The sequence below is a fragment of the Herbaspirillum sp. C7C8 genome, from assembly GCF_022627875.1.
GTDB lineage: Bacteria > Pseudomonadota > Gammaproteobacteria > Burkholderiales > Burkholderiaceae_D > Herbaspirillum.
The window spans coordinates 85389-99542 of sequence record NZ_JABXGG010000012.1 but is presented as its reverse complement, the minus strand read 5'-3'; the positions used below and the strand labels follow the sequence as shown (position 1 = coordinate 99542).

The 14154-nt window shown below is 63.3% G+C and carries 15 protein-coding genes; 6 read left to right on the top strand and 9 right to left on the bottom strand.

Annotated features, from left to right (window positions below; all coding sequences use genetic code 11):
- Nucleotides 1–173 precede the first annotated feature (173 nt).
- The 5 genes from map (at nucleotide 174) to HWE01_RS15150 (ending at nucleotide 4808) form a co-directional block, all read left to right on the top strand.
- Nucleotides 174–971, top strand: coding sequence for a type I methionyl aminopeptidase (gene map, locus HWE01_RS15170; protein WP_034349815.1), 798 nt, complete (start codon nucleotides 174–176; stop codon nucleotides 969–971).
- A 165-nt stretch (nucleotides 972–1136) separates the two neighbouring features.
- Nucleotides 1137–1697: a DUF3455 domain-containing protein gene (locus HWE01_RS15165; protein WP_241822240.1), complete on the top strand. Its 561-nt coding sequence runs from the start codon at nucleotides 1137–1139 to the stop codon at nucleotides 1695–1697.
- Nucleotides 1698–1786: 89 nt separating this feature from the next.
- Nucleotides 1787–2335 (top strand): sigma-70 family RNA polymerase sigma factor, encoded by a 549-nt coding sequence (locus tag HWE01_RS15160; protein ID WP_175342769.1) that lies wholly within the window; start codon nucleotides 1787–1789, stop codon nucleotides 2333–2335.
- Nucleotides 2332–3039 (top strand): anti-sigma factor, encoded by a 708-nt coding sequence (locus HWE01_RS15155; protein WP_008326055.1) that lies wholly within the window; start codon nucleotides 2332–2334, stop codon nucleotides 3037–3039. The genes HWE01_RS15160 and HWE01_RS15155 overlap by 4 nt, the downstream gene beginning before the upstream one ends.
- A gap of 275 nt (nucleotides 3040–3314) precedes the next feature.
- Nucleotides 3315–4808, top strand: a complete 1494-nt coding sequence (locus HWE01_RS15150) for an EAL domain-containing protein (protein ID WP_241822239.1) — start codon at nucleotides 3315–3317, stop codon at nucleotides 4806–4808.
- Between the two features lie 115 nt (nucleotides 4809–4923).
- Here the strand turns inward: HWE01_RS15150 and HWE01_RS15145 are convergent, their stop codons facing one another.
- Nucleotides 4924–5676, bottom strand: a complete 753-nt coding sequence (locus HWE01_RS15145) for a hypothetical protein (RefSeq protein WP_241822238.1) — start codon at nucleotides 5674–5676, stop codon at nucleotides 4924–4926.
- Nucleotides 5677–5777: 101 nt separating this feature from the next.
- On the opposite strand from HWE01_RS15145, the gene HWE01_RS15140 reads away from it, so the two are divergent.
- Entirely contained in the window at nucleotides 5778–6746 is a 969-nt protein-coding gene (locus HWE01_RS15140) for a helix-turn-helix transcriptional regulator (protein WP_241822237.1), read from the top strand.
- A gap of 49 nt (nucleotides 6747–6795) precedes the next feature.
- Here the strand turns inward: HWE01_RS15140 and HWE01_RS15135 are convergent, their stop codons facing one another.
- The 8 genes from HWE01_RS15135 to HWE01_RS15100 all read right to left on the bottom strand — a co-directional run bounded on the left by HWE01_RS15135 (nucleotide 6796) and on the right by HWE01_RS15100 (nucleotide 14139).
- Complete coding sequence (locus HWE01_RS15135; RefSeq protein ID WP_241822236.1) at nucleotides 6796–7626, bottom strand: SIR2 family NAD-dependent protein deacylase; 831 nt, start codon at nucleotides 7624–7626, stop codon at nucleotides 6796–6798.
- A 378-nt stretch (nucleotides 7627–8004) separates the two neighbouring features.
- Nucleotides 8005–8970: an NAD-dependent epimerase/dehydratase family protein gene (locus HWE01_RS15130; RefSeq protein WP_008326045.1), complete on the bottom strand. Its 966-nt coding sequence runs from the start codon at nucleotides 8968–8970 to the stop codon at nucleotides 8005–8007.
- Entirely contained in the window at nucleotides 8967–9950 is a 984-nt protein-coding gene (locus tag HWE01_RS15125) for a fumarylacetoacetate hydrolase family protein (protein ID WP_241822235.1), read from the bottom strand. The genes HWE01_RS15130 and HWE01_RS15125 overlap by 4 nt, the downstream gene beginning before the upstream one ends.
- A 3-nt stretch (nucleotides 9951–9953) precedes the next feature.
- Nucleotides 9954–10535: a cupin domain-containing protein gene (locus HWE01_RS15120; protein WP_034349905.1), complete on the bottom strand. Its 582-nt coding sequence runs from the start codon at nucleotides 10533–10535 to the stop codon at nucleotides 9954–9956.
- A 66-nt stretch (nucleotides 10536–10601) separates the two neighbouring features.
- Nucleotides 10602–11417, bottom strand: a complete 816-nt coding sequence (locus HWE01_RS15115) for a cyclase family protein (RefSeq protein ID WP_241822234.1) — start codon at nucleotides 11415–11417, stop codon at nucleotides 10602–10604.
- A complete protein-coding gene (locus tag HWE01_RS15110; protein WP_241822233.1) occupies nucleotides 11414–12568 on the bottom strand; it encodes an MFS transporter in 1155 nt (384 codons plus the stop codon). Before HWE01_RS15110 ends, HWE01_RS15115 begins: the two co-directional genes overlap by 4 nt.
- Nucleotides 12569–12639: 71 nt before the next feature.
- Nucleotides 12640–13770, bottom strand: coding sequence for an FAD-dependent oxidoreductase (locus tag HWE01_RS15105; protein ID WP_241822232.1), 1131 nt, complete (start codon nucleotides 13768–13770; stop codon nucleotides 12640–12642).
- Nucleotides 13771–13800: 30 nt separating this feature from the next.
- Entirely contained in the window at nucleotides 13801–14139 is a 339-nt protein-coding gene (locus HWE01_RS15100) for a Rieske (2Fe-2S) protein (protein ID WP_008326003.1), read from the bottom strand.
- Between the last annotated feature and the right edge of the window lie 15 nt (nucleotides 14140–14154).

Sequence of the window (14154 nt, the reverse complement as noted above, 5' to 3'; positions counted from 1 at the left end):
TGCATCGATTCTACTGACAAGTCTGCGCCAGCACCGCTGTTTGAAAAATTCTGCATCCTTCCTCGAAAAATCGCCAGGAACACGGAGCGATGCGGCAGCCGCCTGCCAGCCCGGCTAAAATAGTCGCCCGAACGACCGCTGCGCACCGCGCGGCACCCACCGAACAGACAAGCATGAGAAAAGTGAAGCTGCGCACCGCCGCAGAAATCGCCCAGGCCCGCGTGGCCGGGCAACTGGCGGCCGAAGTGCTGCACATCGTGGCCGAGCACGTCAAGGCCGGTGTCACCACCGACGAGCTGGACCGCATCTGCCATGACCACATCGTCAAGGTGCAACAGGCCACCCCCGCCAACATCGGCTACCACGGCTTCCCCAAGACCATCTGCAGTTCCGTCAACGACGTGATCTGCCATGGCATCCCGGGTGGCCAGGTGCTCAAGGATGGCGACATCATCAACATCGACGTGGCCGTCATCAAGGATGGCTGGTACGGCGACTGCAGCCGCATGTACTTGGTCGGCTCCCCCAACGCCACCGCGCGCAAGCTGGTCAACACCACTTATGAGGCCATGTGCGCGGGCATCCGCGCGGTGCGTCCGGGCGCCACCCTGGGCGATATCGGCCACGCCATCCAGACCGTGGCGCAGCGCGACGGCTTCTCGGTAGTGCGCGAATACTGCGGCCACGGCATCGGCACCATCTATCACGATGAACCACAAGTGCTGCACTACGGCCAGCGCAACAGCGGACTGCCACTCAAGGAAGGCATGATCTTCACCATCGAACCGATGTTGAACGCCGGCAAGCGCCATACCCGCCAGCTCGACGACGGCTGGACCGTCCTGACCGCCGACGGCTCGCTGTCGGCCCAGTGGGAACACATGGTGGTGGTCACCGCCAAGGGCTATGAAATCCTCACGCCCTGGCCGGAAGGCTGCGGCGACTATCCTTCCATCGCCACCCGCAACTGATGCAATGCCGGCCCGACGCGCATTTGTCGGGCCGGAAAAAATATTTTCAGATTACTGCATCCAGATCGGCTCCTCGCGGGTAGTACCTCATGTCAGCCCCGTTGTCGCGCATGCGGCGGCGGGCTGCACGAGACAACATCCCTTTCAAGAAACAAGGAGCCCATCATGCAAACTGCCGTCCTGTCTTCCCGTTCCCTCCGTATCGTCCTGCCCCTGGCTGCTGCCGTGTCTCTGGCGGCCTGCGCGCCCATGTCGACCATGTATTCGCAGGACGGCCTGCCAGAGGCCGTCAAGGTTCCGGCCGGCAACAAGGTCGTGCTGCAGACCGTGGGCGTGGGCGAGATCCTCTACGAGTGCCGCGCCAAGAAGGACATGCCCGGCCAGTTCGAGTGGAGCTTCGTCGGCCCGGATGCCGTGCTCAAGGATCGCAGCGGCATGCAGGTCGGACGTTACTATGGCCCGCCGGCCACCTGGGAGAGCAGCGACGGTTCCAAGGTGACGGGCGCCCAGGTGGCGGTCGCACCGGCCGGCACCGGCAATATCCCGCATCAGCTGGTCAAGGCCAATCCGGCCACCGGCATGGGCGCCATGACGCAGACGACCTATATCCAGCGCGTCGCCACCAAGGGCGGCGTGGCCCCGGCTGCTCGCTGCGACATGGGTTCGGCGGGTGCCAAGCAGAAGGTGGGCTACCAGGCCGACTATATTTTCTGGAAGGCATCCTGATGCGGGCTCATCCCTGGCTATAATCCAAGGCCTGTTTACCCCGGCCGGAGGTTCCGGCCGGGCAACCATCGCCCGGAGCCTGCTTTCGCGTGACTGACGTCCCCGCCTCGTTCGATCATGAAGCCGCCCTGCTCGCCTGCGCGCACGGCGAGCGTCGTGCATTGCAGGCGCTCTACGAGCACGAGGGGCGCACTCTGCTGGGAGTGGCCTTGCGCATCGTGCGTGATCGCGCACTGGCCGAGGACGTCCTGCATGACGCCTTCCTCAACCTCTGGAACCGCGCCGCCAGCTTCGACCCGGCGCGCGGTGCGGCACGCGGGTGGATCTATACGGTGGTGCGCCATACCGCCCTCAATCGCATCCGCGCCATGCAGCACGAAGTCGCCGTCGGTGACGACCTGGAAGAACTGGCTGAGCGCGCCGAGCCCGCCGTTGAAGCGCCCGAGTGGCAAGCCGACCTCGGTCGGCTCGACGAGTGCCTGGGCCAGTTGAGCGATGCCAAGCGCGCCAGCATCGTCTACGCCTATGTCGATGGCTGTACCCACGCTGAAATCGCCGAGCGTCTCCAGGCCCCGCTGGGATCGGTGAAGGCATGGATCAAGCGTGGCCTGGCCGCCCTGCGGGAGTGTATCGGATGAACGCATCACACGAAGATCTGCAATGGCTGGCCGCCCAGTACGTGCTGGGTACGCTGCCCTACGCGCAGCGCCAGGAGGTGGAGCGGCGCTTGCCCACGGACCCTGCCCTGCGCGCCGCCGTCGACGACTGGGAAGCGAAGCTGCACCCCCTGACCGCGCTGGCAGAGCCGGTACAGCCGTCGACCAGCCTGTGGCAGCGCATCGAGCGCAGCCTGCCCGCACCGGCAGCCGTGCGTCAGCGCGGTGGCTGGCGCGCTTGGTGGGAAAGCGTGCAATTCTGGCGCTGGAGTACGGCCACGGCGCTGGCCTGCTCGGTCCTGCTGGCCGTCATCATGTTGCGTGCCGGACCGCCCACCGGAGCACCGGCTTACATGGTGGTGCTGGTCGCACCGCAGGACAAGGCGCCTGGTTGGGTGGTACAGACCGGCGGCAGCGGACGTCTCAATCTGATCCCGCTGGGCGTGGCCACGGTGCCGCAGGAGAAGGCGCTGCAATTCTGGACCAAGGGCAGCAACTGGAACGGACCGGTCTCGCTGGGCCTCGTCAAGCCGGGCAAGACCCAGGAAGTGGCTCTGGACAAGTTGCCGCCACTGCAGCCGGACCAGCTCTTCGAGATCACGCTGGAGCCCGGAACCGGCTCCCCCACAGGCCGTCCGACTGGCCCCATTCTCTACATCGGGCGCGCGGTCAAGGTCACATCCTGAGTTCTCCCCGATAGCGCATGAGATGAGCCATCCCTCGCCAACGCGAGGACTGGCGAGATTCGTGGATAGCGCACATCACTTGCGATGGGGGTGTCTACCGCACGCTGGGAAATGGCCGCAAAACACGAGGCAAAACAAGCGGCCACGAAAAAAACCGGATAAGGAAGCAGCGTTTTAAATTAAGCTTGCGCGACATAATTACTTTCTGAGCAATGAATCGCCAAGTCTTCCGACGCGTTTCCTCCTGGAAAATCCTTCTCTGGGCCTGCAGCTGCATGCTTGGGGGAGTCATTCTGGCGCAGCTCGCGCTGACCGTCTCGGAGATTGTCCACATCGACGCCTCGTCGATGCAGGCCTTGCAGCGTGCGGAAGACGCCGGGCGGGCCACTGCCGATGCACTGCGCCGGGCCGAGGCCAGTCCGTTCGAAGCCTGTTCCGAGGGTGATCTCACCATGCTGCGCAACATCGCCTATGCCAACAGTTATGTGGCCGACCTGGGTCGCATCGAGCAGGGAGTGGTGCGCTGTACGGCCTTGTGGGGCAAGCTGGAGCAGCCGACCCGGCTGCCCGCACCGCACTATCGCGCGCGCGGCGGCTTCGACGTATGGAGCCGCCAGGAAGTCTTGCAGACGCACTACCAGAGCAATCTGGTCGCCCTCAATCACAGCCTGGCCATCGCCTCGCCCTCGACCTTCGAGCTCAACCGTTTTTATCAGGATGTGTCACTGCGCATCACCAACGGCGATGGCACGCACACCTATGCCGAGCGCACCGCCCTGCGCTACAACCCGGCCGGAGCGATGGATCTGCTGCCTCATATCGACATTACCGAGTGCAGTCGCGACATGGCCCTGTGCGCCCATGCCACGGCGCGCCTGCACTGGTTTGCGCTGGCGCATCCCTTGAGCTTCCTGGCGTTGCTGGCTGGCGGTTTCCTGCTGGGGGCGCTGGCCTGCCTGATGTATCTGCGCCTGCGCCGCAACCAGGGTGTGCTGGAGAAACTGCGCGAGGGCATTGCTCGTGACGAGATCGTGCTGCTGTACCAGCCCATCGTCTGCGTGCGGGATCTGAGCCTGACGGGTTACGAAGCACTGGCGCGCTGGAGACCGGCGGGCGAGCCCGAGATCGGTCCGGACATCTTTGTGCCGCTGGCCGCGCAGAACCGGCTCAGTGCGGCGCTGGCCAAGGTGGTGCTGGCGCGTGCGGTGCGCGAGATGCACGACCTGCTGCAGGCCGATCCGGCGCTGATGCTGGCTATCAATACCGAGGTCGCCGACATCGAGGATGCGGATTTCATCGAGTTCGCCCTGGAACTGACGGCGGCCACGCCGGGGCTACGTTCGCAATTGCACCTGGAAGTCACCGAGCGCGCCGACATCCGTTCGGCCACCTTCACGCAGAACATCGAACTGTTGCGCAAGGCCGGCTTTGCGATCTGGATCGATGACTTCGGCACCGGCAGCGCCAATCTCTCGCACCTGTCGTATGCGCAGTTCGACGGCATCAAGATTGACAGGCTCTTCACCAGCGCCCTTAGCACGGGATCGCCGCTGCGCTCGGTGGTCCCCAACCTGCTGCGCCTGGCCACCGAGCTGGAGCTGAAGGTGGTCATCGAGGGCATTGAAACGGAAGAACAGTTGCAGCTCGTGCGCAGCATCGCACCGCAGATTCATGCGCAGGGATGGCTGTTCAGCAAGGCGATGGAATTGAACGAGGTGATGCGGCAGAGGCGGCCTTATACGCTGGAGCAGTTTGGGTTGGCGGCGTGAACTCACGCCCCACGCGCGCCTTGCGACGTCGAGAACCAGGGGCACGCAGCCCCTCCCCCGGCCACCCGGCGTTCATTCAAACGTGAGCTCCCGGAACGTACAAAAGTGTCGCGCTTCAGCTTGGCCAGCAAAGTTCGACGAAGGCCTGCCTGTCACTGACATTCGCATTTCCCGTACGCGCCTTGAGTGCTTGCCCCAACGGCATGAGCAGCTTGTCCAGCGCGGCGTGCGTCACCTGGTTGGTGTCGCAGATCGCGTTGACATGTTTAACGAACAGCCGGTAGCAGGAGGCGTCATTGTCGCCAGTTCCGGTCTGCCTCCAGCGGCCGCTCCCCGTGAAAAGAAACTTCGTGCATTTTTCCTCTTCGGTTGCATCCAGCGAGCCTAACGCCCAAATCGCGCGCATCGCATGTTGATCATAAATCGGCGCATCAGGATCCCGAAGATACCTGGCGAAGGCAGAGAAAACGACGCCGCCGTCGGATGAGACTTCCCGGTCGAGATCATTGAAATTTTCCACGAATATTTTGTAGGTATTCCACTTGCCCATTTTCCAAAGCAGCGCTTCTGCCAGGTTCTGTGGGGTATCACCGATGTCACCGGAAAACTCTGCAGTGTTCGCGGGAAGCGCCGGGAACTTGTGTGCGTCATACGCCTTGTGACCGAGGGCCTGGAGCTGACCAATCGCATCGTTTATACGACGTGAATCAAGCGTGTTCTGTTTGATCGCCTGTTGAAGACTGGAAATCAGCTCTCTCATTGTTCTCTTTCCTTGATGTGGTTGACCCGAAAATGTATGCAGCGAAGGGATCGGCATCGGCATTTCTTGCTCGTCCCCTGACCAGCCTTGCCAGTGTCCCTCATCCATGAGACATTTTATGTCTCATTCGATTTCCTTGCTTTCTCATGTCCCCCCTCGACTACCCCATTCTTGCTCTCCTGCCAACCAGGAAATCGACTGATCCCTGGATGACCACGCCTGAAGTCGCGGATGCACTCAGACGCAGTGGCCTGAGCGTTCAGCACAACAAGACCGTTCAACGCCGCCTGGAGGCGTTTCGCGATGAGGGTGTGGTGATCAGCGACAAGATCGGCAATGCGCTGGCGTGGCAGAAAAAGGAAGGAGCCAGCGGCGTGGCCGCCAAAGCGGGCGGCATGATGACCTTTGACGAGGCCCTTGCATTGCAGGCGCTCAAACGCTTTGCCAGTCGCCAGATCCCGGCGCTAGTGGCCAATTCCCTTGCGGGACTGTTCGATGTCGCCCAAGAGCGGCTGAAACAGGGGATGGGATCGAATACCCGGCGACATGCCAGCTGGAACAAGAAAGTGGCCGTCGTCGATAGCGGCTTTCAGTTACTGGCTCCGGTGACACCGGAATCCATCTTCTTGTCCGTCTCCGAAGCGCTGTTTTCCGAGCAGCTTCTGGAGATCGTCTATCACGCCCGGTCCAGCCCGGACAAAACGCCGGAGGCCCGTTTGGTCATGCCGCTGGGCCTGGTCGAAATGGCCTCGTTCGTCTATCTGGTGGCCAAACGGACCTCCAAGCCCGATCCGGCCATGTACCGGCTCGACCGCATGAAGAGCGCACAGGTCTGTCCGGATCCGTTCTCCTATCCCCGCGACTTCTCCCTGGAGAAATACATCGCGCAAGAGAGGCAATTCGATTTCCTTCCGAAAGGAGATATCAAACTGGCCGTTCGCTTTGCCAAAGGCCGCAACCACGCCGTTCTGGAAGCTCCCATCTCAGGCGACCAGACCGTGGAAACACATCCGGATGGCAGTATCACCGTTCGGGCGACGGTCATTCTCAGCGAAAGACTGCGCTGGTGGCTGCGCTCCTTCGGCCCCCATGCCGAAATACTGGAACCCCGGAGCCTGCGCAAGGAATTCTCTGCAGAGGCCAAGGCCAGCGCGCGACTCTATGAAAAAGACCACTAGCGCTGTTCAACGCTCTGAAGGTCCTCAACGCCCTTGCCACTCTCAAGCGCTAGGATCTCTCCTGGGAAAAGCTGTCCAGCTCGCGCAGCACATCTATCGCCGAACCGGCAATTCCCGTTCCGATGTGCGGGGCAATGGCTGCTTCGCGTGCATTGATACGGATCACGCGCGGACCGTATCGTTCGCCGAAGCGTCGCACGGTCGGAAGTGCGGAGCCCGCTCCGATTTCGATGACCACAAGGTGCCGCGTGGCAGCGATCCATTGCTCCAGGCGCCATCGCTGCTGCACTGCCGACGTATGATGCCAGTCTACGTCGTCAAACATGAGGATATGTGGCCGCGCCAGGCCTGCACAGTGAGGACAGGTTGGCAGGTCCCCTTGCAGTAGACAGCTCACCTCGTCAACGTCCGGTTCAAAGCCCTCTGCAGACCAGACTGCGCTAGAGCAGGCGTTCACACATTGCATGGCGTGAATCGATCCGTGACATTCAACAATGCGCTGATCGGAAAAACCAGCCTTTCCGAAATGACCATCTACATTGCTGGTGAAGACGAAGGCGCCAGATGGCATCCTGTCGGCCCACTGTCTCAACAGGGTAAAACCGTGATGCGGCACGATTGCGCGATAGAGCGCCAGCCGGTGTCCATAAAAGCCCCATGCGCGCCGAGGATCGGACAAGAATGCCTGCGGGTTGGCGATGTCTTCAAAGGAGAGACCGGCCCGGCCCAGCGCCGGGTACGCAGCCCAGAACCCTTCCTCTCCCCGGAAGTCCGGCAACCCCGAATCGACGCCCATACCTGCCCCGGCCGTGATCAGAAGCCCGTCTGCCTCCTTTATCCAACCTGCAGCCCTCTGCAATTGTTCAAAACGTGGTGTCATCGAGGATATGCTTTCACTTTCCGATCATGCTATGGGTCAGCCCGCTCTTCACCAGCAAGCCCGATCAGGCCAACATTATTGTAAATACCTGTGTGAATCGCGTTCCAAGACAAATGAGAGGTAGAGCACATCACGCTGACGTTTCCTTGCGATCGCATCAATGTGTTCAATCAATACCGGCATCTTCTGGCTCCTTTTACGGTTCATATCCCGGTCCCTGGCAATCGGATTGCAAAAGGCCTCCTTGTTGCTGAAGGAATGAATGATCGCACCGGGAAGAGACATTATTTGTCTCAACTGATCCGTGGAGAAGGGAGCCGTCAGAGCAGGCAAGCAGGGACAAGAACCGTGACGGCGGAGAGGGGCCGACCCTGAGGTTCAGGAGAGGAAGGTCAGCGCTCGCTGCACCAACTCCGCCGCCGTCCCGTCATCACGCAAGCCAAGCCTGCGCGCAATGCGGTCATCGAGCACGGGATAGCGGCCAAAGACCGCCTCCACCGGCTCTTGCGGTGCATAGCGCACGAGCGCATTGCCATCAACGCCATACAAGGCCGAGAGCGTTTCGACCACTTCCTGCATGGACAGCCGCAACACCGGCAAGGCCCAGGTGCGGTCCATGTGGCCTTCCGTATCCAGCAGCGGATCCATGGTCGCCGCATGCAGCAGGTTTTCTGCACAACGTTGCGCCGACATCCACCACGCGGTCGCTTGCGGCCCCACCGGCAGGGTCACTGATTCACCTGCGGCCAGTGCATGCAGCAGTTCGCTCATGAAGGCCGAGACCAGTCCGGATGCAGTGCGCGGGCGGGCCACGATGCCCGGCAAACGCAACGAACGACCATCGAGCACACCGCGCCGCGTGGCATCGGCCAGCAGGATTTCGCAGGCCCGCTTGTGGGCGCCATAGATCAAGGCCGGTCGCGTGGGCGTCGTCGGAACGACCGGGTCGGGCAAGGGCGTACCGTACACCGCGATGGTGCTGGCATACACCACCACCGGCGCTGCACTTGCTGCGGCCCTGCCCTCAGCCAGCAAGTTGAACAGATCGAGCGTGGCATCCAGGTTGACACGGCGGCTCAAGGCCGGATCGGCTTCGGCCGCGCCACCCGGAACCGCGGCCAGATGAAAGCAAAGATCAGCACCGAACTGCGCCAGACGTGACTGCACCTGCGCATCCTGCAATTGACCCTCGATACCTTCAACGGTATCTGGCAGCGATGGCAAGCGCTTGTCCATGGCCGCCAGCCGCGCAATGCGTCGCGTGCCGACCTGCCCCGTCTGCTGCAGCAACCGCAGCAGGGTCGCGCCGATGAAGCCGCCCGCGCCGGTGACCAGGACCTTCATGCTGCCCGCACCACGCGTTGTTGCACGATGCCGAAGGGACCGGCACTGCCATCCTCGTAATGCGCCTGCATGCGCACCTCGTCGCCGAAGTGCATGAAGCCGGTACGGATCTCGCCGTGATCGATCTTCTCGATCACGCGCCGCTCGGCGATGCAAGCCGAACCGGCCGCGCGCGCAACATTGGAAACGGTACCCGAGCCAATGATGCAACCCGCCGTAAGACGGCGGCTGTGCGCCGCATGGGCAATCAACTGACCGAAGGAAAAATTCATTTCGCCGCCGTGCGGTTCGCCAAAGCGCGCGCCATTCCATTGCACATGCAAGTGCATGTGCACACGGCCATCGCGCCAGGCCATGCCTAGTTCATCGGGCGTGACGGCAATAGGTGCAAATGCCGTCGAGGGCTTGGCCTGCAGGAAACCGAAACCGGTCTTCATCTCATGCGGGCCAAGTGCGCGCAGGCTCCAGTCATTGAGCTGCACCACCAGGCGCACGGCCTGCAGGGCCTCGTCCGGTGTCGCGCCCATGGCGACCGGGCCGACCACCACACCGAACTCGCCCTCGAAGTCGATGCCTTCGGCTTCCGAGCGCAGCGGCACGTCCTGCTGCGGCCCGAGGAAATCATCGCTGGCCCCCTGGTACATCACGGGAACGGTATCGAAATACGGAATCGGCGGCGTCTTGAAGGCTTCTTCCATCAAGCGTCCGTGATTGAGGAAGGCGGATGCGTCCAGCCATTGCGGTGCGCGTGGTAGCGGTGCCATGCACAGCTGCGCATCGAAGCTGATGACACCCTCGGCCCGGCCTTCATTGAGGGCCTCATAACGCTCGGTCAGTGCAGGCTTGACCTCGTCCCAGCGTGCCAGCGCATCGATCAGGGTGCGCGCAATCTGCGACACCGGCAAGGCAGTGGCGGCATCACGCGCGACCAGTACCAGCGCGCCATCAGGCGAGCCGTCGCGCAGGGTAGCGAACTTCATGGCTTATGCTCCCTTGCCCAGTTGCGCGGCAATGGCCGGGTCATACTCGCCATCGACCAGGATGAACAGCATGCGGCAGGGCTTGCCCGAACGATTGGCCCAGGCGTGGTTGGTGCCGCGCTGTACCACCACGCTGCCGGGTTTCAGGGCAACTTCGCCACGCTCCAATACCAGTGTCATCTCGCCTTCGATGACGATGCCGTAGTCCACCGATTCGGTCCGGTGCATCAGCGGGTGCGGGGAGTCGGCCTGCACGGTGGAGGCCGAAGCCTCGCCGATCTGGCTGAAGGCTTCGTGCATCTTGCTGTTGCCGCTGGCAAGGAATTCCTCGGTATCGGCCGGGATGTCCACGAAACGCATGCGCGTGCCGCGTTCAGGCGGTGACAGGACCAGCGCTCCCAGGGTGGGATCAGCCCCATTGTCCACACGTGCAGGCGTGGCGCCGGTACTCCAGACTTCATGGAAGAGCGTGCCGGGAATGGCGGCCACCTCCACGACGGTGGGCAGCGGGCCGTCGCTGCTGACGATGGATCGGCCTTGTGCATCGTGGCCGGTGACGACGCGGTGTATCGGTGGGAAGGACATCATGGGCTCCATGGAAATGCTGGTCGTGCGTGAATCTGCTGATGGCTGCCAGGGTGGCAGCCGGGTTCAGCCTTCGTCGAAGATCGCTACCGCGCGGGTCCACCCGGCGCTGGCGCCACGAATCTTGTGGGGAAAGCAGCTGATGGTGAAGCCGTGCGCAGGCAAGGCTTCGAGGTTGTGCAGCTTCTCCAGGTGGCAGTAACCGATATCGCGACCGGCCTTGTGTCCCTCCCAGATCAGCGCCTTGTTGCCGGTCTCGGCCACGCGCTGTGCGGTATAGGAGAAGGGTGCATCCCAGCTCCAGGCATCGGTACCGGTCAGGCGCACACCGCGTTCGAGCAGGTACATGGTGGCTTCGTAGCCCATGCCGCAACCGGCACCGAGATAGTCGCGATGACCGTAGCGCGATCCGGCGCGGGTATTGACCACGACGATATCGAGTGGCTGCAGCACGTGGCCGATGCGCTTGAGTTCAGCGTCCACGTCGGCGGCGGTGGCCACATAGCCATCAGGAAAGTGACGGAAGTCCAGTTTCACGCCGGCCTGAAAGCACCATTCCAGCGGGACTTCATCGATGGTGATGGAGGGACGTGCGCCCCCGTTCCTGGCATCCTGCGTGGAGTGGAAATGCCAGGGTGCATCCAGGTGCGTGCCATTGTGCGTGGTCAGCGTGACCCACTCGGCAGCGGCGGCTTCACCATCGGGATAGTCCTCGGGCTGCGTACCGGGCAGCATGGCCATGAACTCGGGCAGGGTATCGGCGTGCTTCTGGTAAGTGATCTTCGGTGCCAGGGGTGGCGGGTCGGAGAGTACGTCGTTTTCAAGGTAGATGGACAGGTCGACGAAACGATGACGCCGACGCGCTTGCGGGGATACGGTCATGCCAGGGCCTCCTGGGGTTGAACGGCGACCGCACGTGGCAGTCGCGAGAAACAGATCGATGCACTCACGCCCAGGAGCAGGGCCACCGGTCCCAGGCTGCCATAGCCCCAGCCCTGCACCAGCGTGCCGCCGAGGATGGGGCCGATGGCCGCGCCCGTCATGAGCATGGCGGGCGTGGCGGCCATGGCGCGACCGCTGCGGTCCAGCCGGGCCATGAGGCCAAAGGCAAAGGTGTGCGTGAAGATCATCACGGCAGCAAAGACCGAGGCCGCCGCGGCATAGGGTGCAAAGCGTGCCGAAGTCATGATCACCACCACCAGCAGCGCCTGCACCAGCGGGCCGGCCATGAGTACGCTGCGGGCCGGCAGCCGTTTTTCCAGCAGGGCCGCCAGCGGCGCGGGCAGGAGATTGACGAAGCCCAGCGCGATGAGCACACCCGTGACCGCTTGCAGTCCGAATCCGCGATCACTGCCCACGCGCTCCAGGAAACTGAACGTCATCGATTGCACCAGACCCATGCAGGCAATGCCGGCAATGCCGTACCAGACCTGGCGTGGCACCGGCTGGCGCGGCGCAGCCACGCGGGCCGTGCCATCGGTCTCGGCACGCGGAAACGCCAGGGCGCAGGCCAGCGCCCCCACCGCCATCACGCCCGCAAACAGGTAAAACAAGGCAGCGCCCCCGAGGCTGGCGATGACAGGCGGTGCACTGCCCAGGAACAGGATGGCGAACACGCCCAGCGCGATGCCGACCAGTGCAAAACCGCGATGCGGATTGCTGCCCCGCGCGATGGTGCCATGCGTGACGCTCAGGGAAAGACCGGTGGTCAGCCCGCACACCGCATGCAGCAAGGCCAGCAGCAGGTAATGTTGGGTCTGCGCGGCCAGCGCAAAGAGCACCGCCGACAGGCCAAAGCCGATGGCCGCCTTCCAGCGCGCCGTTTCCGGATCGAAGCGCGGGGCCAGCACGGCACTGGCCAGTACCGCGCCGCCCAGGAACAGCGACGCCAGCAAGCCTGCCTGACGCGCATCGAAGTGGTAATGCGCCACCAGCGTGCCGACCCAGACGGGCAGCGCGACCAGGTCGATCATGCCGGCACAGTGGGCCAGCATCAGCGCAGCCAGGGCGCGCTTGGAATAGGTCGTGATCATCTTGTCTCCTCGCGTCGTACGCGGATTGCAGAACCGTTAATCGTTTATATTTTTTATAATCTTTATGGATGTCAGATGGGCTGGACCAGTGCCGCATGCGACTCGCGCATGATGCGGGAATGCTCTTCCTTGTCGCCGCCCTCGACCTCGATCTCGCCCAGCCGCGCCGAGTTCTCCACCACCATGCGGCAACGTTCCCAGCGGCGCTCCTCGAAGGCTGACAGGGCCAGTGGTACGCTGGTGTTGCGCGCCAGTTCGTCGGCCAGCACCAGGGCGTCTTCGATACCGATACAGGCTCCCGAAGCCAGGTGCGGCGTGGTGGCATGGACCGCATCACCGATCAACACGACACGTCCCTGGTACCACGGACGCGGCAGCAGCAGACCTTCCAGCGGACGGAAGATGATGCGGGCGTTGTCATCGAGCTGGTCACGGATGGTCTTCAGGACCGGTGCACTGAAATCTTCCAGCAGGCCGCGCAGACGCGCCACGAAGCTGGCCGGATCAAGGTGCTCGTTGACCGGGCGCGGCTCGGTCACGAAGAGGTACATCTCGTCCTTGGAAACCGGATTGACGCCGGGCTTGATGCGCGGCCCCATCCACATGGTGCAGGTGGTGATCTCTGCCGGACGTGGCAGGATGGCGCGCCATACCGCCTGGCCGCTGTAGCGCGGTTTGGGTGCGTCGGGGAAGAGCTGGGCGCGCAGCTTGGAGTACAGGCCGTCGGCACCGATCACCAGATCGTAGCGACGGGTCTGGCCGTCGGTAAAGTCTACCTCGACCTCGTCACCGATCTCGCGCACGGCAGTGAATGTGCAGCCCAGGCGCACATCGGTACCGGCTGCGCGGGTGGCATCGGCCAGGATGCGCGCCAGCACCGGACGCAGAATGGCGCCGCCGCCAGGGACATCGGGCGAGGCCAGGCGCGGCGTGGGCAGTTCGGCGATCTGCGGTCCGTGCGGCAGGCACAGGCGCACGCCGTCACCGGCCGCACCTTCGCGCAGGAAGACATCGAGTACGCCCAGTTGTTTGAGGGCACGCAGCGTGGCCGGGCCCAGGCTGATGCCGGCGCCATAGTTGCGCCACTGGGCATCCAGTTCCACCAGGTCGACTTGCGCGCCACGGCGGCGCAGATCGATGGCGGCGGACATGCCGGAAAAACCGCCGCCGATGATGAGGATGCGTTGGGCTGCGAGTGTCATGGTGTCTCCTGAATCTTGTTCTTGAAAGGGTTAAGCATCGGCGCCGGTGGCCAGGTGCAGGCCGCCGTCGTCGTCGAGGCGCAGCGCCACCGGCGTGAGCGTATCGCCCAGGCAGGGGCCGAGGGTGCAGACGCCAGTGAGCGGATCGAACAGCGCACCATGTGCGGCACAGACCACGTGTTGGCCGCTGGCGTCGAGATAGGCATCGCGCCGCCACGGTAACGGGGTGCCGTGGTGCGGGCAGCTGTCACGCCAGGCGCGGATCTGGTCGCCCCGCCGCAACAGGAAGATGGTGGCCTGCCCGGCCCCGTCGGTATCGAAACCGCGTGCACCGTCTTCGGGCAATTGCGTGACATGACACAGGTACATGGCCGTCTCCCCGCG

Coding starts and splice junctions, on each gene's coding strand:
- map (WP_034349815.1), top strand. CDS start 174: ATGAGAAAAGTGAAGCTGCGCACCGCCGCAGAAATCGCCCAGGCCCGC.
- HWE01_RS15165 (WP_241822240.1), top strand. CDS start 1,137: ATGCAAACTGCCGTCCTGTCTTCCCGTTCCCTCCGTATCGTCCTGCCC.
- HWE01_RS15155 (WP_008326055.1), top strand. CDS start 2,332: ATGAACGCATCACACGAAGATCTGCAATGGCTGGCCGCCCAGTACGTG.
- HWE01_RS15150 (WP_241822239.1), top strand. CDS start 3,315: ATGCTTGGGGGAGTCATTCTGGCGCAGCTCGCGCTGACCGTCTCGGAG.
- HWE01_RS15145 (WP_241822238.1), bottom strand. CDS start 5,676: ATGGATGAGGGACACTGGCAAGGCTGGTCAGGGGACGAGCAAGAAATG.
- HWE01_RS15140 (WP_241822237.1), top strand. CDS start 5,778: ATGACCACGCCTGAAGTCGCGGATGCACTCAGACGCAGTGGCCTGAGC.
- HWE01_RS15135 (WP_241822236.1), bottom strand. CDS start 7,626: ATGACACCACGTTTTGAACAATTGCAGAGGGCTGCAGGTTGGATAAAG.
- HWE01_RS15130 (WP_008326045.1), bottom strand. CDS start 8,970: ATGAAGGTCCTGGTCACCGGCGCGGGCGGCTTCATCGGCGCGACCCTG.
- HWE01_RS15125 (WP_241822235.1), bottom strand. CDS start 9,950: ATGAAGTTCGCTACCCTGCGCGACGGCTCGCCTGATGGCGCGCTGGTA.
- HWE01_RS15120 (WP_034349905.1), bottom strand. CDS start 10,535: ATGTCCTTCCCACCGATACACCGCGTCGTCACCGGCCACGATGCACAA.
- HWE01_RS15115 (WP_241822234.1), bottom strand. CDS start 11,417: ATGACCGTATCCCCGCAAGCGCGTCGGCGTCATCGTTTCGTCGACCTG.
- HWE01_RS15110 (WP_241822233.1), bottom strand. CDS start 12,568: ATGATCACGACCTATTCCAAGCGCGCCCTGGCTGCGCTGATGCTGGCC.
- HWE01_RS15105 (WP_241822232.1), bottom strand. CDS start 13,770: ATGACACTCGCAGCCCAACGCATCCTCATCATCGGCGGCGGTTTTTCC.
- HWE01_RS15100 (WP_008326003.1), bottom strand. CDS start 14,139: ATGTACCTGTGTCATGTCACGCAATTGCCCGAAGACGGTGCACGCGGT.